The organism is Bacillus gobiensis, from assembly GCF_001278705.1.
Lineage (GTDB): Bacteria > Bacillota > Bacilli > Bacillales > Bacillaceae > Bacillus > Bacillus gobiensis.
Map to the genome: position 1 here is coordinate 2490128 of NZ_CP012600.1, position 25168 is coordinate 2515295.

At 40.4% G+C, this 25168-nt stretch carries 22 protein-coding genes; 7 read left to right on the plus strand and 15 right to left on the minus strand.

Going from position 1 to position 25168, the window contains the following annotated elements; translation table 11 throughout:
• Nucleotides 1-127 precede the first annotated feature (127 nt).
• Nucleotides 128-1594, minus strand: a complete 1467-nt coding sequence (locus tag AM592_RS12535; protein ID WP_053604096.1) for a S1C family serine protease — start codon at nt 1592-1594, stop codon at nt 128-130.
• Nucleotides 1595-1832: 238 nt separating this feature from the next.
• On the opposite strand from AM592_RS12535, the gene AM592_RS12540 reads away from it, so the two are divergent.
• Together AM592_RS12540 and AM592_RS12545 are read left to right on the plus strand one after the other, a co-directional pair.
• Entirely contained in the window at nt 1833-2501 is a 669-nt protein-coding gene (locus AM592_RS12540; protein WP_053604097.1) for a response regulator transcription factor, read from the plus strand.
• Nucleotides 2498-3853 carry a sensor histidine kinase gene (locus AM592_RS12545; RefSeq protein ID WP_053604098.1) on the plus strand — a complete coding sequence of 452 codons (1356 nt, stop codon included), beginning with the start codon at nt 2498-2500 and terminating at the stop codon, nt 3851-3853. The genes AM592_RS12540 and AM592_RS12545 overlap by 4 nt, the downstream gene beginning before the upstream one ends.
• Nucleotides 3854-3871: 18 nt before the next feature.
• Here the strand turns inward: AM592_RS12545 and AM592_RS24385 are convergent, their stop codons facing one another.
• Nucleotides 3872-4036 carry a hypothetical protein gene (locus AM592_RS24385; protein WP_098945239.1) on the minus strand — a complete coding sequence of 55 codons (165 nt, stop codon included), beginning with the start codon at nt 4034-4036 and terminating at the stop codon, nt 3872-3874.
• A gap of 156 nt (nt 4037-4192) precedes the next feature.
• On the opposite strand from AM592_RS24385, the gene AM592_RS12550 reads away from it, so the two are divergent.
• Nucleotides 4193-5080, plus strand: coding sequence for a TetR/AcrR family transcriptional regulator (locus AM592_RS12550; RefSeq protein ID WP_053604099.1), 888 nt, complete (start codon nt 4193-4195; stop codon nt 5078-5080).
• A 42-nt stretch (nt 5081-5122) separates the two neighbouring features.
• Here the strand turns inward: AM592_RS12550 and fumC are convergent, their stop codons facing one another.
• On the minus strand, nt 5123-6511 hold the full coding sequence (gene fumC, locus AM592_RS12555; RefSeq protein WP_053604100.1) for a class II fumarate hydratase: 1389 nt from the start codon (nt 6509-6511) through the stop codon (nt 5123-5125).
• Between the two features lie 248 nt (nt 6512-6759).
• On the opposite strand from fumC, the gene AM592_RS12560 reads away from it, so the two are divergent.
• The gene (locus tag AM592_RS12560; RefSeq protein WP_053604101.1) at nt 6760-7164 is read left to right on the plus strand and encodes a hypothetical protein; all 405 of its coding nucleotides are present in this window, start codon (nt 6760-6762) and stop codon (nt 7162-7164) included.
• A 57-nt stretch (nt 7165-7221) separates the two neighbouring features.
• Here AM592_RS12560 and AM592_RS12565 read toward each other — a convergent pair whose 3' ends face one another.
• The 7 genes from AM592_RS12565 to AM592_RS12595 all read right to left on the minus strand — a co-directional run bounded on the left by AM592_RS12565 (nt 7222) and on the right by AM592_RS12595 (nt 13635).
• On the minus strand, nt 7222-7857 hold the full coding sequence (locus AM592_RS12565; protein ID WP_053606104.1) for a two-component system response regulator LiaR: 636 nt from the start codon (nt 7855-7857) through the stop codon (nt 7222-7224).
• Nucleotides 7835-8914, minus strand: coding sequence for a two-component system sensor histidine kinase LiaS (liaS, locus tag AM592_RS12570; RefSeq protein WP_053604102.1), 1080 nt, complete (start codon nt 8912-8914; stop codon nt 7835-7837). The genes AM592_RS12565 and liaS overlap by 23 nt, the downstream gene beginning before the upstream one ends.
• Entirely contained in the window at nt 8911-9594 is a 684-nt protein-coding gene (gene liaF, locus AM592_RS12575; protein WP_098945311.1) for a cell wall-active antibiotics response protein LiaF, read from the minus strand. Before liaF ends, liaS begins: the two co-directional genes overlap by 4 nt.
• A gap of 86 nt (nt 9595-9680) precedes the next feature.
• Nucleotides 9681-10553 (minus strand): LiaG family protein, encoded by an 873-nt coding sequence (gene liaG / locus AM592_RS12580; protein ID WP_053604104.1) that lies wholly within the window; start codon nt 10551-10553, stop codon nt 9681-9683.
• A 113-nt stretch (nt 10554-10666) separates the two neighbouring features.
• Nucleotides 10667-11341 (minus strand): stress responsive protein LiaH, encoded by a 675-nt coding sequence (gene liaH, locus AM592_RS12585; protein ID WP_053604105.1) that lies wholly within the window; start codon nt 11339-11341, stop codon nt 10667-10669.
• Between the two features lie 16 nt (nt 11342-11357).
• Nucleotides 11358-11738, minus strand: coding sequence for a protein liaI (locus AM592_RS12590; RefSeq protein ID WP_053604106.1), 381 nt, complete (start codon nt 11736-11738; stop codon nt 11358-11360).
• Between the two features lie 427 nt (nt 11739-12165).
• Nucleotides 12166-13635: an alanine/glycine:cation symporter family protein gene (locus AM592_RS12595; RefSeq protein ID WP_053604107.1), complete on the minus strand. Its 1470-nt coding sequence runs from the start codon at nt 13633-13635 to the stop codon at nt 12166-12168.
• Nucleotides 13636-14352: 717 nt separating this feature from the next.
• Between AM592_RS12595 and AM592_RS12600 the strand changes: the two genes are divergently transcribed.
• Complete coding sequence (locus AM592_RS12600; protein ID WP_053604108.1) at nt 14353-15750, plus strand: right-handed parallel beta-helix repeat-containing protein; 1398 nt, start codon at nt 14353-14355, stop codon at nt 15748-15750.
• Nucleotides 15751-15977: 227 nt separating this feature from the next.
• Here the strand turns inward: AM592_RS12600 and AM592_RS24660 are convergent, their stop codons facing one another.
• Nucleotides 15978-18410, minus strand: coding sequence for a sodium:solute symporter family transporter (locus tag AM592_RS24660; RefSeq protein WP_225970223.1), 2433 nt, complete (start codon nt 18408-18410; stop codon nt 15978-15980).
• Nucleotides 18411-18590: 180 nt separating this feature from the next.
• Here AM592_RS24660 and AM592_RS12615 point away from each other — a divergent pair, with 180 nt between their 5' ends.
• Nucleotides 18591-19493, plus strand: a complete 903-nt coding sequence (locus AM592_RS12615) for a LysR family transcriptional regulator (RefSeq protein ID WP_053604110.1) — start codon at nt 18591-18593, stop codon at nt 19491-19493.
• Nucleotides 19494-19615: 122 nt separating this feature from the next.
• On the opposite strand, the gene AM592_RS12620 is transcribed toward AM592_RS12615, so the two are convergent.
• The 4 genes from AM592_RS12620 to AM592_RS12635 all read right to left on the minus strand — a co-directional run bounded on the left by AM592_RS12620 (nt 19616) and on the right by AM592_RS12635 (nt 24030).
• Nucleotides 19616-20194, minus strand: coding sequence for a cob(I)yrinic acid a,c-diamide adenosyltransferase (locus AM592_RS12620; protein ID WP_053604111.1), 579 nt, complete (start codon nt 20192-20194; stop codon nt 19616-19618).
• Between the two features lie 261 nt (nt 20195-20455).
• Nucleotides 20456-21340, minus strand: a complete 885-nt coding sequence (locus tag AM592_RS12625; protein ID WP_053604112.1) for an SMP-30/gluconolactonase/LRE family protein — start codon at nt 21338-21340, stop codon at nt 20456-20458.
• Between the two features lie 216 nt (nt 21341-21556).
• Nucleotides 21557-23302 (minus strand): HAMP domain-containing sensor histidine kinase, encoded by a 1746-nt coding sequence (locus AM592_RS12630; protein WP_053604113.1) that lies wholly within the window; start codon nt 23300-23302, stop codon nt 21557-21559.
• 5 nt (nt 23303-23307) lie between these two features.
• Nucleotides 23308-24030 (minus strand): response regulator transcription factor, encoded by a 723-nt coding sequence (locus tag AM592_RS12635; protein ID WP_053604114.1) that lies wholly within the window; start codon nt 24028-24030, stop codon nt 23308-23310.
• A 165-nt stretch (nt 24031-24195) separates the two neighbouring features.
• Here AM592_RS12635 and AM592_RS12640 point away from each other — a divergent pair, with 165 nt between their 5' ends.
• Nucleotides 24196-25110, plus strand: coding sequence for an ATP-binding cassette domain-containing protein (locus AM592_RS12640; RefSeq protein ID WP_053604115.1), 915 nt, complete (start codon nt 24196-24198; stop codon nt 25108-25110).
• Nucleotides 25111-25168: the final 58 nt, after the last annotated feature.

Sequence of the window (25168 nt, forward strand, 5' to 3'; positions counted from 1 at the left end):
CCCGAATGGTAGATTTCAATGGAATTCGGAAGTTTTATAGGTCTTTTACCAGGAATCAAACATGCAAATTATAATAACATAGTAAAAAACGACCTATAAAGGCCGTTTTTACCAATTATATTCTATTTTAAGACTCCTCTTCTTTTTGACTAAGCGTAACACTGAATGTTTGTTTCTTGCCTTCACGAAGAACATCCATCGTGACCTTATCGCCAATTTTAGTTTCTTTATATAAAATATTTTTTAAATCACCAGTGTTTGTGACTGATTTGCCGTTAATTCCTACAATAACGTCGCCGGACTTAATTCCTGCTTTTTGAGCCGCAGACCCGGACTGCACATCATCTATATACGCGCCTTTATTCAGCTGATCCCCAAAGAGGCCGAGTGTGCCTTCTTGATAGTTTTGCGGAACCCTCTCCATATCTAACATACTTACTCCAAGAAACGGCCGTTCAACGTTTCCTTTTTCAAGGAGTTCATCTACAATTGGCTGCAGATCATTGCTTGGAATAGCGAAGCCTATCGACTCTACTCCGGTTTCGCTGATTTTCAAACTGTTAATGCCAATGACCTGTCCATCGCTATTAATCAAGGGACCTCCGCTGTTTCCAGCATTAATCGCCGCATCGGTTTGCAGCACGTTCATTTCCCAGCTTCCTTGCGAGGTCGAAACATCCACCGACCGGTTGATTCCACTAATAATACCTTCAGTTACAGTTCTGGAAAAGTCGTGTCCAAGCGGATTTCCGATGGCAATGACTTGATCGCCGGGTCTCGCTTTGGAGGAATTTCCGAAGCTGGCTACCGAATCAATTCCTTTTGAGCTTATTTCAAGAACAGCTAAGTCGGTTAACGCATCACTTCCGACTAATTTTGCTTCCGTGTCGCTGCCATCAAAAAGAGAGACTTTGACTTTGTTAGCTCCTTCTACGACATGGTTGTTTGTAACAATATAAGCCTTATCGCCATCCTTTTTAAAGACAATGCCAGTTCCCGTTCCACTTTCTACACCTTTGTTGCTATTGTTTTCAAATCCGAAGCTGCTTTGTTGGTTTTGGATGTTGCTGATACCGACAATAGATGGTGACAGCTCTTCCACCATATCCGCAATTGAATCGGAGTTGTTTTTAGAAGCAGATGTCTTTGTAAAATTAGGAGACTGCTCCTGTCCAGAGCTTGCATTCTCCGTTATCGGGGTATTTTCCTCTTGTTGATTTGGCAAATAAGGGAACACGCCAAGCACCAAGCCGCCTCCAATGACACCTCCGAGGATGGGGCTCAGCCAAGAAGCTGCTCTTCGTTTTTTTGTCTTATTGTTATTTTTTTCTCTCGATTCTTCAACGGAAGCTGCTGTTTCACCCGCTTCGTAAATTGTTTGATTTGGTTGAGAATTTTGTTTCGATATGACCGGAGCGTCGACTTTGTCTGAATCATCTCGTGTATCGTCACTGTTCCAAACAACACGGCGTTCTTCTTCCTGTTTGTAAGAATTCGGCTCATCGGCTTTCGAGTTGTATTGATTTTGCTCGTTTGAGTTATTGTTCTGTTGATTATTATTTTCTTGGTTTTGGTCTTCTCGTCTGTAATCCATGAAAAAATCACTCCTTCTTTCATTTCTATCATGGTCTGGTGCACAGCTTTCCAATCATCTTGCTATGTACCAAAGAAATAACTTATCATCCAATCATTTCCTCATTCTCTTTCTTCCCTTACGTGTATAATACGCAAACATTGTGGGATAAAAATGAAAAAAATATGTGAAATTGTGAAAAACCTTCTTGAATACATATTAACCGTTTATAATGGCGTAAGAAAGGATGTGACTCATTTTGTCCTACACAGTTAACCTTGTGGAAGATGAACAAAGCTTAAATGAGCTGTTAACGAAATACTTACAAAGCGAGGGCTGGATCGTTACGTCTTTTTTAAATGGAACAGATGCAATCAACAAGTTAACGCCCTCTCCTCATATTTGGATCCTTGATATCATGCTCCCTGATATTGACGGCTACACGATAATCAAGGAAATTAAAAAACAAGACCCGGCCGTTCCTGTCATTTTTATATCGGCAAGAGACGCCGATATTGATAGAGTACTCGGCCTTGAACTGGGAAGCAGCGATTATATTTCAAAGCCATTCCTGCCCAGGGAACTCATCATTCGTGTAAAAAAACTACTTGAACTAGTATATAAAAATGACAGGCCAAAAGCTTCCCCTCTCCTTTCTCCGTATGAGGTTTACGAAGAGCTGAGAGAAGTCTACAAAAATGGTGTATCGATCACTTTGACATCAAAGGAGTTTGACCTTTTGCTATTATTTATTAAAAACAAAGGCCATGCATTTTCCAGGGAAGATATTTTGGTGAAAATTTGGGGAGATAACTATTTTGGCACCGATCGTGTCGTCGATGATCTCGTTCGGCGATTAAGAAAAAAAATGCCTGAGCTTAAGGTCGAGACGATCTACGGGTTTGGCTACAGGATGGCAAAAGGATGAAAAACAAACCTCTCGCCTTTCAAATTTGGTTATCAATAGCAGCGATTTTATTTGTTATTGCCATTTTGTTGATGATTTTGCTGCTCACGACGTTACGAAACTTTTTTACGGATGAAATCTATACGACGATCGAAAATGAGCAGCACATTTTAACTGAGTTTCGAGTGCCCGGTTCTCTGGAGAGACGCGATTTTTCCAAAGATGCCTCTGCACCGAGCACGGAACGATCGGTGCAGCACATCCTGCTTCCAGAGGATATCTCCCTGTACCGAAAACAGCAATTTGTTCCCGACTCGTTCATAAAAAAGGTCTATGAATTGGTCAACAGCCAACACACAAAGACGAGAAGATATTCTGAAGATATAGGCAATACAAGAGTTTTCTTCGTCGTAAAAAAAGTGATCGTCAATGACCAGCCGGGATACCTGCTTTCCTATGCATTTGATTCGTATCGGGACACACTGTCATTCACACTGTTTAAAAGGCTGCTTTACGGTTTAGCTATTGTACTGATATTAAGCTGGATTCCTTCTCTTTGGCTGGCGCGTTATTTATCAAGACCCTTGGTCACTTTGGAAAAGCACGTCAAACAAATCAGCAAACAGGACTGGCACGATCCTGTGACCGTCGATCGGACGGATGAAATTGGACATCTCGGCCAAAGCATCGAGGATATGAGGCAAAAGCTTATTCATAAGGATGAGACAGAAAGAGCATTAATGCAAAATATTTCACACGACTTAAAAACACCAGTAATGGTCATTCGCGGGTACACTCAAGCAATAAAGGACGGAATCTTTCCGCAGGGTGATTTAGATAGTACAGTGGATGTCATTGAAGCGGAAGCTGAAAAATTGGAGAAGAAAATCAAAAATTTATTATACCTGACAAAACTGGATTATCTTTCGAAACAAAAGCAAGTTCGGGAAACATTTCATTTGAGCGAAACGATCCAATCGGTTGTGGATCGGTTAAAATGGTCTAGAATCGATATAGATTGGCTGACCTCTTTAGATGATGTATCTATTGAAGGGGATGAAGAACAGTGGAATAAATTGGTCGAAAACATTTTGGAAAACCAAATACGCTATGCGGAACAAACCATAGAAATTCAGGTTCGCACAGGAAATGCAAATGAAGCCATTCTAACGATCAAAAATGATGGACCGCATATTGAAGAAAAGATGCTTACCAGCCTATTTGAGCCTTTTAATAAAGGGAAGAAAGGCGAATTCGGAATAGGGCTTAGCATCGTAAAACGTATATTGGAGCTTCATAATGCAAAAATCAAGATTGAAAATAAAGAAACAGGAGTGTGCTATACAATCATCGTTCCAAAAAACAGGCTGTAATCTGCGCAGTCTGTTTTTTTACGTAAATGAATATCCGTTTAAATCACGATAGCCTTTTGTCACATGTCTTTTCGAATGCTGTATCCAGCGTTTTTCTTCGACCATTTGCTTTGGATAACTGACTTTTTCAGCTTTGATTCCCTGGCTTTTTAAACGGGAAATGATCTGTTCCAATTCTTTCATGGCGATGCACCCTTTCAGTTAATTTTGACCATACAGTCACCTTACTATATAATATATAAAACAAGAGTATGAATTACAAGTTACAATCTTGTTAAATTTTCGGTTTGACCACTTGGTCACTCCTTTAGCCAACGTCAACATGGAGGATGGGCATTCATGAAGCAAAAAGAAATAAGCATCATTAATCAAGCAATTAAATTGTTCGCAGAAAAAGGATATAAAACGACCTCTGTTCAAGAAATCGCTGATGAATGCGGAATATCCAAAGGCGCTTTTTACATTTACTTCAAATCGAAAGACGCATTATTGGTAAGCATCCTCGAATACTATTATCACAAAGTATTTACCCGAATTGACGAATTGAAAACCAGCCATCTCCCCCCCAAAGAAGTTTATCGGAAGCAGCTTGCGGTTTATTATGAAAATATTCTTGAACACCAGGATTTTATTACGATGCAAATGAAAGAAAAATCAATGCCTGACAATAAGGACATTCGTACGATCGCCAATCAGTTCAAAGCGACATCACTTGAACTGCATACACAAAATGTAAAGCACATTTACGGTGAAGGCATTGCCCCCTATCTGGCCGATATTTGCTTATTAATTGAGGGGCTTACCCACGTCTATTTGGAGCTGATCATTTTATATAAACTTCCATTAGAAATCAGCAGGCTGACATCCACGATTGTCGACAGGGTCGATGACCTTGTCCAAGGGATGATTAGAAGAAATGAAAAGCCGCTTGTGACAAACTTGACTGCTAGCAGCTTATTTGAATGGCCGGATATGGAGCATAAACCGGGACATTCAATGATCAAAAAAATTAAAGAAAAAGCCTCACGTCTACCCGACCGCTCTCATCATCAAGAAATCATGGAAAGCTTGGAGCTGCTTGAAAATGAACTTAGGCATCCAACTCCGCGAACTGCAATTATTAAAGGCATGATTGCCAATTTAAAAGCAGTAGACGAAATTAAAGGAGAAGCTGAAATGCTCGATCATCTGATAAATGAAAGAAAGAATGGTTCCAACTTCATCTAAAATGGGGGGAAACGGCTGAATGACAGCCGTTTCTTCCGTATGTTAAGCCTTTGAATTCACCATATCTTCCGGCTTCACAAACCGATCAAACTCTTCCTCAGTTAATAGATTTAATTTCAAAGAAGCCTCTTTCAATGTCAAACCTTCTTTATGGGCAAGCTTTGCGATTTTCGCCGCATTTTCATACCCGATATGCGGATTCAATGCAGTCACCAGCATAAGTGATTCTTCCAAATTCCGTTGAATAACTTCTTGATTCGGTTCAATTCCAACCGCACAATTGTCATGGAATGAGTGAATTCCTTCAGCAAGCAGCTGGACGGATTGCAGGAAGTTATAAGCAATCACGGGCTTGAACACATTTAATTCAAAATTCCCTTGGCTTGCAGCAATTCCAATTGTTGCGTCATTCCCCATGACCTGTACAGCAATCATCGTTAATGCTTCACATTGAGTCGGGTTTACTTTTCCCGGCATAATTGAGCTTCCCGGTTCGTTCTCAGGAATCACCAGTTCGCCAATTCCACATCGCGGCCCGCTCGCAAGCCATCTTACATCGTTCGCAATTTTCATTAAATCAGCTGCCAACGCTTTTATTGCCCCATGCACATAGGTTAATTCGTCATGACTCGTTAGGGCATGAAACTTATTCGGCGAAGAACGGAAGTTGTGCTTCGTCAACTGACTGATTTCCTCCGCTACTATGTTCCCAAACTCCGGATGAGCATTTATCCCGGTTCCTACCGCGGTTCCGCCAATAGCCAATTCGCGGATTTTTTCAGTAGATTCCAGAATCATTTCTTTCGAACGCTCCAGCATGTATACCCATCCGCTGATTTCCTGACCTAACGTTAATGGCGTAGCATCCTGCAGATGGGTCCGGCCAATTTTCACGACATCTTCATAGGCTTGGGCCTTCTCATCAAGAGTGCCTTTCAGCTGATCGATCGCCGGAATAAGCTTTTCGTAGACTGATAGTACAGCAGCAACGTGCATTGCCGTAGGAAAGGTGTCGTTTGAGCTTTGACTGCGGTTCACGTCATCATTTGGGTGGATCCTTTCCGATACGCCTTTTTCTTGCAGATATTCGGTCGCCAGGTTAGCAACAACCTCGTTCATATTCATGTTGCTTTGGGTTCCGCTGCCAGTTTGCCAAACAACCAATGGAAATTGATCATCGTACGTACCTTTCAAGACCTCATCACAGACGGATACGATTGCCTTTGATTTCTCCTTCTCCAAATTCCCAAGCCTTTCATTCGCAATTGCTGTACTTCTCTTGAGAATTGCAAACGCCTTCACAATTTCGTGCGGCATTTTTTCATTGCCTATTTTAAAATTCTCCCTGCTTCTTTGAGTTTGCGCCCCCCAATATTTGTCTGCCGGTACTTTTATTTCTCCCATTGTGTCTTTTTCAATTCTGTATTCCATTATGTATCCCTCCATTAATCTAGTACTTCGATGAAAACAAGTAATATCCTTTATTAAAATTTTATCGTATTTTTCTATGAAAATCTAAAAAAATTCGGTGGTACATCCATTGTGAACCTGACCTGCTTTTTAAGTGCTGTATTCCCCAACCGTTTTTTCATCAATATAGTTGTTCTTCAAAATTATCTAGAAGATCTTTTGAAGAGGTTGGGAGCCATGGTAAAATACAGTAGAAAGGGTGTGTCTGTTTGAAAAGAACGCTGCAGGTTGTCGGAATTCTATTAATTGTGGCAGGAATTCTAATATTCTTTGCGACGATGAACCAATCCCTCTTATCAGATCCGTATATAGGGGGTGGAGTGGGTTATATCGAGTCTATGATGTCTTTTTTGTCCTATTCTATAACTCCTATTCTTCTTATTATCGGAGGATTTCTCCTGCTCGGCACTGCCAAATTGATTGAAGTGCAAGAGCGGTCATCAGAAATGACAACTGCATTGCTAAAACAGCTGTTAGAAATGAAAAACGAAGCCCAAGCCCCTTCTGCCCCAATGAATAATACTCACATAGCGGCAGATGAACAGGAATTGACAGCAGAAATAGAAGAAGAACTGCCATTTCAAGAAAACGAACGGAAATATTGGCACGGTTAATGGCCGTAATGCAGGATAAAGTAATGAAGGCTTTCCTATAGTTTGGAAGGCCTTTATTTATTGTACAATCTTATTCCGGTGAGCGTAAATGGCTGCCTGGGTTCGGTCTGCCACCTCAAGCTTAGATAAAATATTCGTTACGTGAGTTTTCACTGTTTTTATCGTTATGTAAAGGTCCTCTGAAATATCTTTGTTTGTTTTGCCTTCAGCCAAGAGACGAAGTATTTCCAGCTCTCTGGCTGTCAATGAATGATGGAGCGGCTGCTCTGAAGAGGAATGACGCAATCTGGACAGGACTTTTCCCGCGACCTTTGCCTCAAGCTTCGGTTCTCCAATGCTTGCAGATCTGATCGCTTCGGCAATATCCTTTGCTTTTGAAGTTTTTAACAAGTAACTGAGAGCTCCGGCTTCAATGACAGGATAAACCTTATCATCGTCAATAAAGCTCGTTAACACGATGATTTTTGCGTTTTCCATTTGGCTGCAAATCTTTTTTGTCGCCTCTATTCCATCCATGCCCTCCATGACCAGATCCATAAGGATGACGTCTGGTTTTAGATCAACAGCCATTTTCACTCCAGTCTCCCCATCTGATGCTTCGCCAACTACTTCAATGTCAGACTGCGCTTCTAAAAATGCTGCCAACCCCATTCTAACCATCTCATGATCATCAATCAACAGTACCCGTATCAACATGTTCACTCCTCTCCTTATAGATAGGAACCTTGACATCAATTTGCGTTCCTTTCGTTTCAAACGAAATGATTTCTGCGACTCCTCCTACTTCACTTGCCCGTTCACGAATCGAATTCAACCCGTAAGAAGAAGTTTTGATGTCGTCCATTTTAAATCCGATTCCATTATCAATGACCTTTAGCTGAACCTGGCTGTTTCTTGCTAAAAGGCGAACTGTAACCTTCGAGGCTTTCGAGTGGCGAAACACATTTGATAGTGCTTCTTGAACAATCCGGAACAGCTGGTCTTCTACTCCTTTTGATAGATACTGGATGTCTTCGAGCTCCCAGTCAATCTCAAGAGTCTCTTTTTCTTTGAATTCTTGCAACAGCTCAAAAAGTCCTTCTTTTAATCCTTTGCCCTCCAGAGTCACCGGCCTTAAATGCATGAGGAGCGCCCTCATTTCATTTTGAGCATTCGCAGCCATCCCTTCTACTAATTTCATGCGCTTTGCCACTTTCTCATTTAAGCCGGTCGTCGATTCGAGTATTGCAGATGTCATCATCGATATGGCGAACAGCTGCTGGCTTACGACATCGTGCAGGTCTCTTGCAAGCTTTTGCCGTTCTTCTGACACGACAGATTTTTTCATTTGGATTTGCCACTCAGCACGTTCGTTAGACAGCTTTTGAAGTGATGCCACTTGAAGCTCGACTCTCTTAGCCATTTCGTTTAACTGGTCTGCCACCATTCCGATTTCGTCATCGCCAAGCGCAGGGAGCCGATAGGCAAAATTCCCATTTTCAAATTTTAATATGGATTCAATTAACTTTTCCAAGCGATTCTTCAAATCATTACCGAAAATATACCCAGAACCAAAGCCAATGAAAACACAGATCATGAGCAGGATGGCGAAAAACGGAACACCAAACCATTTTGATGACAAAAGCAGGCTTGGATCAAGCTGATAATAAAAAAACAAAAGTACGGTTATGGCGCTCATGACAAAAAAACTCGCACCCAAATACATCCTTACCGATCTCCATTGGATATTGGAAAGTATTTTTCTTGTCATAAATATCTCACGTCCACATCCCCGATAAACAATGAAATAGATATTTTCACTTTCCTTGAACTGTTGTTGTAGTTAGAAGATGACGCATGGATTTTGCTGCTTAATCCGCTGCTTCTGTCTCCAATTATATCCATATCACCCACAAATGCCGATGAGGTGATTGCCACCTCCAAGTCAGCCGGCACATAAATATCAATATCGCCAATAATCCCGCTTATGACAATCGTGCTTTCACCCTCAGGAACGATGGCTTTCGAGAGGTCAATCTTCACATCGCCGATAAAACCGGAAATATTTAGATCTGTAAGATCAAAAGGATTTTTCATTAACCTGACTTCTCCGATAAAAAAGTTGCGATTGGCTGTCGGAATTGTATGGTTCACCGGTTCTGATTTCTTTTTCGTCAGATCCACTTTTTTTGATGGTTCCTTTGTTTTTTCCTTTTGAGCAAAAACGGGCTGATTCGTAACTAAACGATATCCTGCATAAATGAGAAAAGCAGCGAAAAGGTACCCGAAAAGATTAAAGGTGATGCTGAATAACGATTTTACGAAGAGCAATCCAGCAAAGACATACATGACTGATCCGAGTAATCGGTGGGAATATTTATGGAAAAAGTATCCTGCAATTAAAAAACAGAGCGGCCAGAACACTGCGTCACCCAGACCACTATTTTGCATAAAGACACTTATCCCGAAAAGTATTACAAGAAGCCCAAGTAGCTTTTTCTTAGTTAGACGCAAGCGGCCCCGCTCCTTTCTGTGAATTATTGCCCATCAATCTCTACATCACCGCTTGTGACCGAAATTGATACGTTATGGTTTGCCTTTCCTTTTGAGGCCTTCAGTTTATTTTCATCAGACTCAATTTTGTCAAAATCAAAAGAATGGCTGATGTCTCCGCTGGTGGTATTTGCTTCGAGAGCGATATCCGCGTCTTCAGGCAAAGAGAGGCTCAGTTCCCCGGAGGTTAATTGAAATTGGAGATCGTTTGTCAATTCATTTAAGCTGACTGTAACATTTCCGCTAGTCAGTTTCGAATGAATTTTTCCGGTCAGGTTTTCAATTTCTATATTTCCAGATGTAGTCCTTAATGTTGAATTTGAAGCGTTGATATCTGATAATCCAATGTTTCCTGAAGTTCCTTTTACATTCAATTCTTTTGCATCTACTTCGTCCACTTTAATATTCCCGCTGCTCGTTTCCAAAGAGAGCTGATCTAAGCTTAATTGATGATCTGCTGATAATCGCAAATTGCCGCTTGTGAGATCGGCAGACAGGTTTTCTTTGTACTCGGCCGGGACATGCACGACCAGCTTATGATCTTGAAAGAACGAAAAGAAAGACAAACCCTTATGCTTTACGTTAAGAGAAAGCTTCCCTCCGCTTTCACTCGCATCCAAGCTGATATTTTTGCCGCCATGCAATTCAGCGTAAATGTCATCACGCTCTTCTCCGACAATATCAACGTTCGTACTCCTTGAAGAAACCTCAATCTCGTCAATATCACTAACATCAGCAGAGGCAGTAGTATTACTCTCTCCCGGACTAATCAAGAAAAAAAAGCCGTCCCGGAAGACAAGAAAGACCAATAGTAAGATGCCGAATAATATCATCAGATTCCCGACAAGTTTTTTCATAGTATCCCTCATTTTTTATGAGTCATCCTTATTATAAGGAATGTTCGTTTGCATTGAAACTATTATTTCAAGACAGGGGTAGGAGGCTAAAGCCAGCCCCCCATTCATTGCGATTACTGCTTGCTTGCCAGAAGCTCGCCATTATCCTTTTTCTTCGCTTTCATTTTTTCAATCTCTTTCTCTACTTCGCCAGCATATTCGAGATTCGTGAAGGAGCTTGAACCGGAAATGTCAGCAAAGCTGTTCACCTTAATTTCCATTTCTTCTATTCTGTTTTCCATTCGCATAAATTCCCGATATGCACTTTCGCTATCAATCCTGTTAAATGATGCATTTAAATGTTCCTTTGCTTTCACCGCATTCGCGCGTGCAATTAATGCATGCTTTTTATCCTTAAGATCCTGAAGCTTCCCTTCAAGTGTCTCCAGCTGGTTTTTCAGTTCTTTCACTTGATTCTTTGCCAGTTCATAGCTTTCTTTATGTTCCTTCGCTTTTTCTTCGTAATATTTCATTTCAGCTAAGGCTTTACGGGCAAGCTCTTCTTCGCCGGCATCAAAAGCGAGCTGCGCTTGATTTCTGCGTTTAGTCTCTAATTGTTCTGCTTCCTCGAATTTCTTCTTAAAGCCCCGCTCAATCGTTTGTTGCTCGATAATGATATGCTTCGCTTTAGCAATATCGCTTTCCATGTCCCTTACATATTGATTCAGCATAACCCTCGGGTTTTCTACCTTATCCAGTCCTTCATTGATTTGAGCGACGAACATATCTCTCATTCGTTTAAGTACCATGTTTTCGTTCCTCCTGTTATTTATTTTTTTTCAAAAAATCTTCCCATTCTGAATCAAAGTTTGATTGGTAAACGGTGTCTTCTTTATGTGAATGGATGATCGGATCTGCTTCTTTTGATTCATCCTTGATCATTTTCCAACCGAAATAAATCAGCCCGGCCGCCAAAGCCAATCCTAAAATAAACGGGAGTGATCCGGTTACAAAGCAAATTCCAAACAGAATCAGGATGATCCCGGAAATTTTATGTCCTCTGCTCCAGCGTTTTGCCCCGTAGTACAGCAGTCCTGCAGAAACAGCGATTGCAATCAGCCCTCCAAAACTTCCGCCTCCAAAGAAGAGAGAAAGTCCAAACAAAATCAAGACGATGCCGATTATGGATTTGCCGCTAATTTTCACGTGTGTCCCTCCTTTCTCGTTCCTTGACTTAACTATAGTCAAAATTAAAAGCCTATAAAACGAGACAGAGAAGGATTTTAAGATAAGACCAGGGTCGTATAGGAGGACAGACTCTTAGCCAAAACAATACCGCCAGTTGGTGGCAGACAGCTCAGTTTTTTCTGTATTCAGCGGCAAGGAGATAACGATATATCCGTTCATCCCGGGGCTCATGTGCCCGCTTCGGGAATGATTGCGACCGCTTTACATTTTATTGCGACCACTTCCGAATTTATTGTGACCACTTTCTCTTTTTTTCTGCCCGCTTGAGAAATCATTCGTCTCCTTCGTGTGCTTTCCACGCTTGTAGAGCAGTTCCAAACTTAGCTAAACATAAAAAGAAGAGCTGCTATAGAGCCCTTCTTCACCTTATCTTGTCTTGTACTTATTATGAAATCCTTTTTCTCTTCTTCACATACTCCTTTTCCCAATAATCCGCATTTTTGATTCCCAGCTTACTCGGTGTGAAAATCGGATCCAATCCTTGCAGCTTTTGTTCTCTGTAATCTTTTAAAGCACGCAGCACCGGTTTGATGAGAAACAGGAGTGCTATAAGATTAAGCCAGGCCATCATGCCGACGCCCAGATCTGCTAAAAGCCAGGTTACTCCTGTTTCCCACAAAGCACCAATCAGAGTGGTGGCTATTAAGGCTAACTTTAAAATTAAGGCAAAGATCTTATTGAATTTTCCTTTTAATATATAGACCATATTTGTTTCTGCAATGTAATATTGAGCCATGATCGTCGTGAACGCGAAAAAACATAGGGCAATGGCAACAAATCCCGAACCAAACCCCGGAATCACGCTTTCGACAGCCTCCTGGGTATATTGGGCTGTTCCTTCAATTAATGCCCCGTCCGCTCCTAAAACATTGCTTGCAATCGGATTTCCTCCAGCATCTACCGTATTAAAACTGTTAGTAAATAAAATCATTAATGCTGTTGCAGAACAAACAAATAAGGTATCAATATAGATCGAAAATGCCTGGACCAGCCCTTGCTTCACCGGATGGGAAACTTCTGCTGCAGCAGCAGCATGCGGTCCGGTTCCCTGTCCTGCTTCGTTCGAATATACCCCGCGCTGTATACCAAAGGAAATAGCGGTACCGACAATTCCTCCAAACATAGCATTTGCCCCAAATGCACTGGAAAAAATCAATTCCAAAACGGCGGGCACTTGTTCAATATTTAAGCCGATAACGATTAACGAAACTAAAATATAGCCAACCGCCATGAAAGGGACGACAAACTGTGCAACAGAAGCTATGCTTTTCACCCCGCCAATAATGATTAATGCTAATATAGCAGTCATCACTATCCCTGATACAACATTAGGAACACCAAAAGCCTCCTTCAAGCCGGAAGAAATAGAGTTTGCCTGGATCCCTGGAGCAAACAGTGCGGTCGCAATCATAGCAGCAATCGCAAAAATGACTGCATACCATCTTAATCCAAGGGCTTTATCAATGTAATAAGCAGGTCCTCCGCGATATTGACCGGACTCTTGCTTTTTATATATCTGACCTAACGTCGATTCAGCAAACGAACTTGCCGCTCCAACAAAGCCGATAAACCACATCCAAAAAACAGCTCCAGGACCTCCTGCATAGATTGCTGCGGCGACTCCAGCAATATTTCCGGTACCAACACGTCCGGATAGAGCTATTGATATCGCCTGGAAAGACGATACGCCTTCCTTAGAGCTTTTTCCAGTAAACGTTTGAATGATCATATCTTTTAAATATCTCAATTGTACAAAACCAGTTAACCCGGTTAACAGCAATCCAATAACTGCACAAAGCCACACTAGCGGAGAACTCCACACGATTCCGACAAGCCATTCAAGAAACTGTTCCAAAAAACCTCTCCCTTCGGAAATTGATGAACAAACTATACTGCACCATTTTACTTACAAAAATGAATTATTCACCTAATAAGTAAGGTAATGTAACAATACTAGCCAAAACCGTGACTTCCGAACCAAAAAATATTAGATTATTTCACATGAATAACCCGGCTTTGTTTGATGAAAAGCCAAGCCATCCTTTTAGTATTCTTCTCTTATTAAAGGCAATCTGGAACAGTGAATTCCCCCGCCCATTTTTCTAATTTTTGATATATCAACGGGTAACACTTCGATCCCAGTGATCTTGCGGTTCTCGGAGTATCTGCAGCCATGATGACTTTTCTCGGCAAAACAGTAAGGCAATATGTCGTACATTCCAAGTTATTCGGACCTATGTAAATTAGCTTTAGGCCTCTTGCTCGACGTTCCTCGAGAACCCAAAGAGGAAGGTGTGAACTTATCAAAGAAAAGAAAGCCAAAAGTGATTTTCATGAGAAAACATAAACTGACATCATACCATATTACTATCCGCTTTCTTTCATTAACTTCTTTCTTTATTCCGTTAGATTACGGTACATTTATTCCCTAGATAGTGATAAGATACCGTTCTTAAAATATAAAATGAAACTGAATATTATATAGATTAGTATTTATTCTAGGCTATAATAAAATAAACAACACGGCATCCAAAATTCAACTTCAAAAATATTTTTCAAAGGAACTATGATAATGAAAAAAATAGTTGTTATCCTCTTGGCTGCAGCTGCTATCATAATTGTTTTTGTTTTTAACCAATCTAACGCAAAACAGGATAGGGATATATACGTAGCTATAAACGGAAATGATCAAAATAACGGCACAAAATCGAAGCCATTCCGCACACTAAAAAAAGCTGCTTCAGAAGCTAAAGCTGGTACCGCCGTTTTTATACGCAAAGGAACCTATCATGAAAAGATTGTCGTCAAACATAATGGCACAAAATCAAAACCAATTGTTTTTCAAGCCTACAAAAATGAAAAGGTTGTTCTTAGCGGAAAGAGTGTAAAGAATGTTGGAGGAACAACATCCTTAGTCAATATTAACAATAAAAATTATCTTACAATCAAGGGATTGACTATACAGGATTTAATAACTGATTTAGCAGATGAAACAGTTATAGGAATTTACGTAACAGGCTCTAGCAGCCATATTACATTAGAAAATAATCATGTGCAGAGGATAGAGACACATGCAGATGATGGGAATGGCCACGGAATCGCTATATATGGAACTGGCCCAATGAAAGACCTAAACATTTTGAACAATACAGTGGAAGATTTAATACTCGGTTCGAGTGAGGCTCTTGTTCTTAATGGAGATATTAACGGATTCAAAGTGGAAAATAATCTAGTTCGCCGAAGTAACAATATCGGAATTGATCTAATCGGCTTTGAAGGTACTTCTAATAATAAAAAGACCGACTATGTACGAAATGGTGCAGTAAAAAATAATAAAGTTTATGAAATTTCCTCTTATGGTAACCCTGCTTATGGAGAAGATTATACGGCAGGCGGAATTTACGTTGATGGCGGAAAAAATATAACCATCGAAAAGAATACCATTTATAATAACGATATCGGAATTGAAGCAACCTCTGAGCATGCTAAAAAATATGCTGATCATATTAACATTATAAACAATACTATTTATAACAACTTTTACACCGGGATATCGATTGGCGGGTATGATGAAAATCGGGGAGGTACGATAAATTCTACGATCTCTCAAAATATTATTTATCGAAACGACACGAAAGAGCTAGATGGAGGACAGCTTTTAATACAGCATGATACAAAAAACAATGTGATAGAAAAAAATATTTTAACCGCTGGACCGTCTCGTTTATTTATCGCCAACTATTTTACTACCAATCAAGACAATAAACTATTAAAGAATGTATTTCATAAGGAAAAAGGCAAAACTGGTATTTGGATATGGAAAGATGAAGAATATACTTCATTTCCGGATTTCAAAATCGCTTCAAAAAGTGATGCACCATCCAAATATTTAGATCCTCGATATAAAAATGCGAATAAATATGATTTTAATCTAAAAAAGGATTCACCTGCAAAAAAAATAACAAAATGATATGAAGCTCACCCCCTATATCTTCAGAGTGGTAGAGGGTGAGCCGAACATCCTTGAGAAACAGATTCTCTTACCACTTTAAAATGGATATATCGTTTTTAATGAATACTTCCAAATCTTTAAGATCAATTTGTAATCCTCTACTATGCTCCTTTAGCAGCAGATCTCTTTAATTATCGTACACTGTATAAGACAACAGGAGTTTCTTCTTTTCATTTTTCCCATTTTCATGATTCATCTTCTCTAATTAAAGGAAGCGTGGAACAGTGAATTCCGCCGCCCATTTTCCGGATTTCCGATATATCGACAGGCAGCACTTCGATGCCATTTTCCGATAAAATATCCGCAGTTCGCGGCGCATCTGCAGTCATTAGAACCTTTCCCGGAGAAACTGCCAGGCAATTTGTCGTACGTTCCGGGTCATCCGGATCTGTGTAGATCAGCTTAATGCCCCTTGCACGAAGCTCCTCGAGAAACCAGTGAGGCAGGCGTGCAGGCTCGACAAGTGCGGTATTTTCATCAATGAGTACATACATTTCGTCCAAATGGATCCGGTCAGCGGGAACATCAATGACGATTAGATCAATTCCCTGCCATGAAAGAATCTGCCTTAATTGATCTATGCCCGATTGGTTGATTCTGATGGACCGGCCGATAATCGCAGTTTTTGAATCCAGCATGGCAAAACTGCCGCCTTCGACGAATCCATCGCCTTGAATTGTTGCGAGAACAGGCATTCCGAGTTTCGCAAAGGTTTGGTAAGCTGCTTTTTCCTCTCCTTGTCTCATTCGGAGAGCAAATCTGGTCAAAATAACCCCTCCAGGTACGACTAGGCCGATATCTCTTGTATAAATCGATTTCGTATGTAAAGGAGACGTAAAATCCAAATCTACCACCTCTGCTCCGCAAGCTTCCAGCGTTTTTCTCAGCTGATCATGCTGGGCTTGCAACAGATCTGTATTGATCGGCTCTTTTCCATTTAGATAGCTGACGATTTGATTGTTTTCATCCCGCAATACAAGTGCATCCACACTTTCTTCATAGGTCATCTGTTTCAAGAGTGCAAGTTCGTTCCCCGGGCGGTGCAAAAGGACTTTTTTAATCTGTCCGACATAGGAAGAAGCTCCCCATTTCTCCCCCCAAACGGTGTGAAGTGTATTCGGTTCTTTAAATGATTCAGTCAGTAAACTTTCTGCTAAAAATTCTTGTGTTGGAAATGGCATTTTTTTCTCCCTTTCTGATTCGTTATAGTGCTTCTTTACTCTCGTTTTGTCCTTTCTCTTGAAAGTATTGTGTTCTGCCTTTTTTATCCGGATACAGATAAGAAAAAGCAATGATCTGATCAAGCTGGCGGCAAGCCCGTATAAAATCGGATCAGTAGATGTCGTTCCTTTGAAAAAAAGTCCCCCAATTATGACAACCGTACTAACCAACATTGAGATAAAGGCTGCTTTTGCTGATGCTCGCTTCCAGAAGAAGCCAAGGATAATCGGAAAGAACATAGCTCCTGATAAAATGGCATACGCGATATCCAATGCGATCAGCACATCTTGTATCCAAATTGAGCAAATAATTATCAATATCCCGACAATCAACGTAATCAGACGAGAAAGAAACAGAATTTTTTGTCCGCCAATAAGCGGTTTTAGAATATCGTTGACAATTAACGTTGATGAAGCAAGCAGTGTTCCAGAGGCAGTCGACATAAGTGCAGATAGGACTGCTGTCAAAACAAGTCCCATAAAACCAGGTGGGAGAACGTTTAGCGCCATGTGGGCAAATACGCTTTGTGAATCGTCAAGATTAGGAAATGCCACGTAGGCACACATTCCGATTATAGCCACGGCTACTGCGTAAAAAATACTGTAGATACCGGCACCAATTCCGCCCGCTTTTGAAATCCGCAAATTTCTCGCAGTAAATGTTCTTTGCCATAAATCCTGTCCAACAAGCATCCCTAGAGTATAAAGAAGGAAGTACTGAAAAATTGTCGGCCAGCCAATGTTCGTCCAATCCATATAAGCCTCAGGGATTGCTTCAGTCAGGCCATCCCAGCCTCCTGCTTGAGATAAGCTGAATGGCAGCATAATAAAAAAGATTCCGACAGTCATAATACAAAACTGTATAACATCGGTCATTGTAATCGACCACATGCCTCCTAACATCGTATATACGAGAACAATTCCGCCGCTTAATAGAATAGAGGGAACCATTCCCCAGCCAAGAAAAACATTTAATATCGTTCCCATCCCAATAACTTGAGTGATCACAAGCATCGCTGTATAAATACAAGCCACAATTGCGCTGAGAACCCTCGTTTCTCCATTGTATCTGCGAAAAAGCATTTCACTGATCGTCAGCACCTTCATGCCAAAAAGCTTGTTTGATAGAAAGTAAGCAAGACACAGGGTACCCAGTCCAATCATAATCACCAGCCACGCGTCAGAAATGCCTAAAGTATAACCGAGCTTGGCTGTTCCGATCGTAGAGGCTCCTCCCAGAATGACTGCCGATAAACAAGAAAGATACATAAAAAATCCTAAATTTCGTTCAGCGACGGCATAGGTTTCCGATGTTTTAATTTTTCTTGTCCCTATAACGCCCACTCCTACAATAACTAAAAAGTAGAATATTATTAACACGACATCGAGTGTACTCATCGTATCCCTCCCTTTCGTTAATTATTATCAATCTATCATTTATCAAACTTTTTAGAAAATTGAAGGAATTAATGATGATAATAGGGATATTCTATGTTATATTTCCTAACAGCAGTTTTGCATTAACCAGTATACCTCTATATCATTAGTTGATTAATCAATAGGGATGGAGAGAGTTCAATGGAATTACGTCAATTGAAAACATTTCAAGTTGCTGCGGAAAATTTAAATTTTACCAAAACGGCTCAAGCTTTAAATTTTACTCAGCCAACAGTTAGCTCACAAATCCAAGTCCTGGAACAAGAATTAAACCAACAGCTATTTTTTCGTATTGGAAAAAAGTTAATTCTGACTCCAGCAGGAAAACTATTAAAAACGCATAGCGACCAGATCTTTTCCCACGTGGAAAAGATAGAAACCGAATTCCTCAATTTGTCCCAGCCGAACTCCAAGCTAGTGATAGCAGCAGCGGAAGTTTACTGTTCGAATTACTTACTGCCAATTACAACAGAATACTTAAAAAATTTTCCCAAGGCTGAGATCCAGCTGCTCACAAGATCGACTAATGACGTGATAAAGGGCTTATTAAACAGCGAGTATGATATCGGAGTGATTGCCGGTGAGGTGAGCGAAAAGGGGCTAAGAAACTTGCTTCTTGAGGAAGAGGAAATGCTTCTAGTTGTCAGCATGACTCTTTATGATAAATATGGATTAAATCACCTTTTATCCGAGCTGCCTTTTCTTGAACATCGAATAAGCGGCTACTTTCAAGACATGCTAAACAGATATATTAACAGGCTTCCGTTTCTTCCGAAGCATACGATTCTAGTGGAGAGTGAAAAAGCGATCAAGCAGGGGATTTTGAACCAAATGGGACTAGGAGTGATGACAAGCAGCTTTGTAAAACAAGAACTTCAAGAAAATAAGCTTGTTGCCATTCGTTTATTCGACGAAAAAGTCACGGTAAAAACCTCCTTGATCACGCTTGAAGACAAACGCGAAATAAATACGATTAAATCCTTCAGCCATATGACTCAAATGCTATGGAATAACATCCATGAGCTGGAGTCAATAAATAGATGAAGGTGGCTGCATTAAATAAACTGCTGCCACCTTTTTGTAACGGCAAATTCTCGAATACTAGATCCGATTCGTTCCATATCAATGTATACAGTGCCGGTTTTCCTTTTTCCAAATCGATAGACCTATTCCTCTTTCTCATCACGGTCTCGAAACACAATCGCACCTCTTTCATACTCCACATCTTTTACATGTAATCTGAAATTGATAACTCGTGCGACGGCAAACAAGTAGTCGGAAAGCCTGTTGATATATTTTAAGGTAACACTAGGAATTTCTTCGCTATTCATCAGCCTGACGATTTGCCTTTCCGCTCTTCTTGCAATCGTTCTGGCAGCGTGAACATAGGCGGAAGCTTTTGAGCCTCCGGGCAAAATAAACCGTTCCAGCGGAGGTGCCTCTTTTGTATACTCATCAATACGCTGTTCCAGGAATTCCACGTATTCTTCCTTCAGCATTCCTTCTTTTGTTTTTGAAACGTTGGCTAACTCTCCTCCGCAATCAAACAGCTCAAGCTGGATTTTAAAGAGTTCTTCCTTAATCTCGCTCGTGATTTTATTCTCTAGCTCAGCCGCTGCCAGCCCGATAAAACTATTTAGCTCGTCTATCGTTCCATAGCTTTCGACTCTGATGTCATCCTTCGAGACTCTTCCGCCAATAAGACTCGTTTGTCCTTGGTCTCCCGTTCGAGTGTAAAGTTTCATTCCTGCACTCCTTCATAAAAATTTAATATTGTTATTATCCCGTCTCAAGGATAAATGATTAGCCATATATACTTTTACTCTATATAAATAATAGTTGCATGAACTTGGATAATAACTAGTGCAAATAGGTCTATTATAACGTTTATAGAGTAGTTCTATTTTGTTCTTTTGAATTTTATCTTTGTATTCACAGAATTATATTGATATAAAAAAGAATCGAGTCGGTTTATCCGACCATCATTTGATTTTATACACCCATTTCTAAATTTGAGCGTTACATTTAAACGATTCTGGCGTGAAGCCACCCACTTGAAGCTCAACAGAAAATAGGCTTCCCGCATGCGGATTATCCCCTCTTTCTTTCTCAGATAAAGGAATGGAAGCCGTCGTAATGAATAAGGTTTTCATATTCGTTCCTCCGAAAGCGCAGCATGTGACATGTGGAACCGGAAGATAAATGGTATCGATCCATTCTTTTTTGCCGGGGTCGATCTTCACTGCTTTCCCGCCGCCAAAAAGAGCGACCCAGAGATTCCCTTCTTGATCGATCGTCATTCCGTCAGGGTATCCGGCATCCTCCTCGAAACGATATACAACTTCTTGATTCGAAAGGTTACCTGTTTCAGGATCATATTGAAACTGCTTGATTTCCATTGTGGGAGTATCTATATAATAAAATACATGTTTTTCCCGGTCCCAGTCTAATCCGTTTGAGATACTTACCGGCTCAATTATAGTCGTGAGCTGTAAGTCTTTTTCCAAACGATAGAAGGCACCTTTTTCTTTTTTCCCTTCCATACTCATCGTACCGGCCCACAAACGTCCTGCAGGATCGCATTTCCCATCATTAAACCGCAGTGAATGTTCCATCTGTTCCGGCTTTTTTAAAAGCGTCAACTGCTTCTGCACTAAATCAAATAAGTAGAACCCATCTTTCATTACGAGTACAAGCTTGTCTTTTTGATATCTTGAGATTGCTGTGACAAAGGAATTAAAGCGGTGTATTACATCTTCATTTGTTTCCGGATCAAAGACGTGAAGCTCCCCTCTCAATATATCCGTCCAATACAGTTTGGAAGAATCCGGATCCCATACTGGCCCTTCTCCAAGAAGAGCTCTCGCATCAAATGTCAAAGTCGCATCCATATTTTCACCTCTAGTTCATCTTTTCTTCAATCAGCTGGAGTTACAACATATAGAATATGCCAGTGAAGGCGGTTGCAACTGAACGCACTGCGTAATTCACCTTTGTACATTACATCCCCCACCTGCTTCCTTAGATTTTCAAAATCACCTGAGGCGGGGGTCTTACAGCCCGGGATAATTGAGAGGTTTCCCATTCAAAGCTTATTCAATATTCAATCACTTATTCTTATTGAACTGCATAATGATGGAGGTTCCTGCTCCTTCCTTGCTTTCCACATTAATCGTTCCATTATGGATATGGACGAGCTCTTTTGTAATAGCAAGCCCAAGTCCAGAACCAACTGACGGGTCCTTCGTATTTGTCCCCTTATAATAACGATTGAACAAATTAGCGACATGCTCCTGCGACATTCCTTTTCCGTTATCTTTAATAATTAACGTAATGTCATCCATATCTTCGTGGAGAATCACCGAAATGCGTGTTCCCAGATCATTATGTTTTACCCCATTGGCAACCAGGTTATCTATAATCCGCTTAAACCAAGCCTGATCTATCGAGAAAACGACTTTTTCTTTGTTGTGATGGAAATGCAAATAAAACTCATCCAGGAAAGGCGTCCTCTCGTAATGCTCAATTAATTCTTTTAAAAAAAAGACGAGATCGGTTTTCTCTCGATCAACTGGAATCGCATCATTTTTTAATCTATAGGTTAAATTTAAATCCTCGATTAATTCGGACATATATTCCGATTTTTCCCGCATGACTTGGCCCATTTCCCGGACCTCGTCCTTCGACCATTCGTATTGGTCGGATTCTAGCATCATCGCATTTCCATAAATTGTGCTGAGCGGCGTCTTTAAATCATGGGACAGACCGGCGATCCATTCCTCTCGAGTAGTTTGTATTTTATTCCGGTTTTTTTCATTGGTTTCAAGCGTTGCTGTCAGCTTTTCAAGCGACACGATAACCTCGTTGAAAAGCCGGTATGGCTGCTTCACTTTTCCGTTCTTCTTTTTGCTCACCGGCCTCCCTTTCCGATTCAGGGGCTCGTAAAAGTTTCCTTTAGCTAAATTGTATACCCAGCGAATCGTATGAAAAATGGGCGCTCCAAAACGGAAGGAATACCATAAAGCGAACAAAACTATGACGAAAAATAAGAAACAGATAATAATAAGAAAATTCTTTAATGCAGAAAACGAAAGGATCCGATTAAAATCATCATCGGGAAAATAGGACAGGTTGGGAACGGCAGTAACCATCACGCTGCCATTATCCAACGTTTCATAAGATATTTCATTCTTATAATTCCAAGGCTTAGAAGTATAGGAAAGCAAATCAATTTCTCGTATCCCTTTTTTCAAATTCGCGCTTCCATTAATATCATCAATATACTTGCCATTTTGATCAAAAAGATAGACAGAGCCTTTTAAATCCTTTATATACACAAGGGTGGAAGGATCAAATGAATCTAAGGACGTGCGGGATTTTTCATGTTCTTTAATATAATTTAATATGAACTCACTTTTAGGTTCTTTCCCGTAAAGCACGATATATTCATTATCGGAGATGGAAGCAGACCAATAATATATTTTTGCGCCATTTAATTTTTCCTTTTGATAAATAGTGTTCAAATCTTCATTACTAATCGTTTTTGGAAGATTTCCTTTTTTCCCGTAAGAATAAACGATCTCCTGGTTTTTATTTAAAAGAACCAGAAAGCCTTCTTCCTTGTCGACAATTTCTTTTAAAACGGGCGTAACATGAAAGGATTCCTCCTGATCTTTTTCAATCCACATCTCAAAAGATTCAGGGGTGGCTCGCGTCAAGCCGCTTCTTGTATCATTTTCAATTATGTCCAATACAAATCTCGTTGTTGCAAATGCCAAAACGAAGCCGACTACCACCAACATTAAAAATACTTGGCCAATAATTAAAAATACTAGCTTTGTTCTTAGTTTCATAGGGATTAATTCTGCTTTCTTTTCGGAATAAATTTGTATCCAAGCCCTCTGACAGTAACGATATATTTCGGATCACTGGCATTGACCTCTATTTTCTCCCTTAGCTTCCTTATATGAACCATCACTGTATTATTGTCGCCATAGGAAGGCGATCCCCATACTCTTTCATAAAGCTGATCCTTAGATAAGACACGATTCGGATGATCACAAAAATACTGCAGGAGCTGTAACAGCTGGGCAGAGCAGCCGACTGATTCACCAGCGACGATGAGCTCGGCGGAATCTGGCTTTAATATAAAGTGATCATATGAATATAAATCATCATCTGGAACTTGTCGCGGTTCTTCTTGAATTGTTATATACGTCCGTTTCAAATGGGCTTTGATTCTTGCTACCAGTTCCAATGGATTAAAAGGTTTTGTTATGTAATCATCCGCTCCATACGCAAATCCAGACAGCTTGTCTAGATCTGATGTCTTTGCTGTTAAAAAAAAGATTGGTGCCTTCGTATGCTGGCGGATCTGCGGACAAATCTCAAAACCTGATTGCCCAGGCATCATCACGTCGAGCAGAATCAAATCCACTTTCTTTGCTTTAACAATTTCCAAAGCATCTACAGCATTCACAGCACTAATGACTTGCTCGAACCCTTCTTTTTTTAAAACACGCTCTACCATTTGTACGATAGCTTCTTCGTCATCGACGATTAGAATTCGTGCATTTTCCATTGTATTCTTTCCTTTCTATCATGTTCCATGTATCAATCATACCATTGAACGTATCCTTGTCACGAACCTAAATCTTATTTAAGGAAACTTTAAAGCAAACTTCAGCTACGGGTAAATCCTATTCGCTATGATAAGTACAACACATGTAATAGAGGAGGTGTACGAATGACAATCATCAAGACTCAGTATCTTACCAAATTTTATCAGAGTAAAGCCGCAGTAAGCGATGTCACTTTCTCAGTATCCAAAGGTGGTACTTATGGAATTTGCGGAAACCGCGGAGCGGGAAAATCGACATTATTGAATCTTCTTGCCGGCTCTTCTTCTCCAAGCTCAGGAGAGGTTTTCCTTTTTAATAAGCCGTCCGGGGATAAAAGTGTCCAGCAAAGGCTCGGAGTCTATAACGAACATTCTGAAATTCATCACCATTTAACGGGAATGAATCATTTGTTGAATTTTTCATCTCGGCAAAAGAAGCGTGCCAGCGAAGATAAATGCTTAGAACTATTGCGGGCTGTCAATCTTTACGATGCGGCATACGTGAAGGTTGATAAATATACGAGGGATATGCAAAAGAGGCTGCTACTAGTACAATCCATCGTACACGATCCGGAGGTGCTTCTCTTTGATGAACCGACACAGGGTCTTGGCGACACTTCAGTTCGTTATATTCACCAATTCATTGAGGAGCTGAAATTGCAAGGAAAAACGATTATTATGGCCTTTGAAAAATTAGATGAACTTGCCAATCTTTGTACAACCATTTCGCTTATGCAAAATGGAAGGATGATAAAAGAGGGAAGCAAAGAAGACCTATATGCAGCATACGGGCATTCCATTACAGCCTCATTTAAGCTATCCAAAGTAACAAATAAAGAAAAACAAACTTTGATCCCGCTGATTTCCCAATTTGCTGAAATTCTTTACTGGACAAATCACGCGCTTTCCATTTCGATCCAATACGATTACTACATTCCCGTAGTAGTCAGAGCGTTAGTTAATGAAAGAATTGATGTTTTTCGGATAGAGGTTGATGAGCCTGATTTGGATGACCTTCTTTACGGAAGCAAGCGCACTTAAATAGATTCTGCCGATTTTCGCAAAACAAAAAACGCTGAAACCTCAGCGTTTTTTGTGA

Bases quoted from the DNA above. Each gene is read 5' to 3' on its own strand.
- AM592_RS12630 (WP_053604113.1), bottom strand. From the start codon at position 23,302: ATGAAACTAAGAACAAAGCTAGTATTTTTAATTATTGGCCAAGTATTT.
- liaS (WP_053604102.1), bottom strand. From the start codon at position 8,914: ATGACAAGAAAAATACTTTCCAATATCCAATGGAGATCGGTAAGGATG.
- AM592_RS12535 (WP_053604096.1), bottom strand. From the start codon at position 1,594: ATGGATTACAGACGAGAAGACCAAAACCAAGAAAATAATAATCAACAG.
- AM592_RS12625 (WP_053604112.1), bottom strand. From the start codon at position 21,340: ATGGATGCGACTTTGACATTTGATGCGAGAGCTCTTCTTGGAGAAGGG.
- AM592_RS12545 (WP_053604098.1), top strand. From the start codon at position 2,498: ATGAAAAACAAACCTCTCGCCTTTCAAATTTGGTTATCAATAGCAGCG.
- AM592_RS12615 (WP_053604110.1), top strand. From the start codon at position 18,591: ATGGAATTACGTCAATTGAAAACATTTCAAGTTGCTGCGGAAAATTTA.
- fumC (WP_053604100.1), bottom strand. From the start codon at position 6,511: ATGGAATACAGAATTGAAAAAGACACAATGGGAGAAATAAAAGTACCG.
- AM592_RS12635 (WP_053604114.1), bottom strand. From the start codon at position 24,030: ATGGAAAATGCACGAATTCTAATCGTCGATGACGAAGAAGCTATCGTA.
- AM592_RS12550 (WP_053604099.1), top strand. From the start codon at position 4,193: ATGAAGCAAAAAGAAATAAGCATCATTAATCAAGCAATTAAATTGTTC.
- AM592_RS12600 (WP_053604108.1), top strand. From the start codon at position 14,353: ATGAAAAAAATAGTTGTTATCCTCTTGGCTGCAGCTGCTATCATAATT.
- liaG (WP_053604104.1), bottom strand. From the start codon at position 10,553: ATGAAAAAACTTGTCGGGAATCTGATGATATTATTCGGCATCTTACTA.
- liaH (WP_053604105.1), bottom strand. From the start codon at position 11,341: ATGGTACTTAAACGAATGAGAGATATGTTCGTCGCTCAAATCAATGAA.
- AM592_RS24385 (WP_098945239.1), bottom strand. From the start codon at position 4,036: ATGAAAGAATTGGAACAGATCATTTCCCGTTTAAAAAGCCAGGGAATC.
- liaF (WP_098945311.1), bottom strand. From the start codon at position 9,594: ATGCAAAATAGTGGTCTGGGTGACGCAGTGTTCTGGCCGCTCTGTTTT.
- AM592_RS12640 (WP_053604115.1), top strand. From the start codon at position 24,196: ATGACAATCATCAAGACTCAGTATCTTACCAAATTTTATCAGAGTAAA.
- AM592_RS12620 (WP_053604111.1), bottom strand. From the start codon at position 20,194: ATGAAACTTTACACTCGAACGGGAGACCAAGGACAAACGAGTCTTATT.
- AM592_RS24660 (WP_225970223.1), bottom strand. From the start codon at position 18,410: ATGAGTACACTCGATGTCGTGTTAATAATATTCTACTTTTTAGTTATT.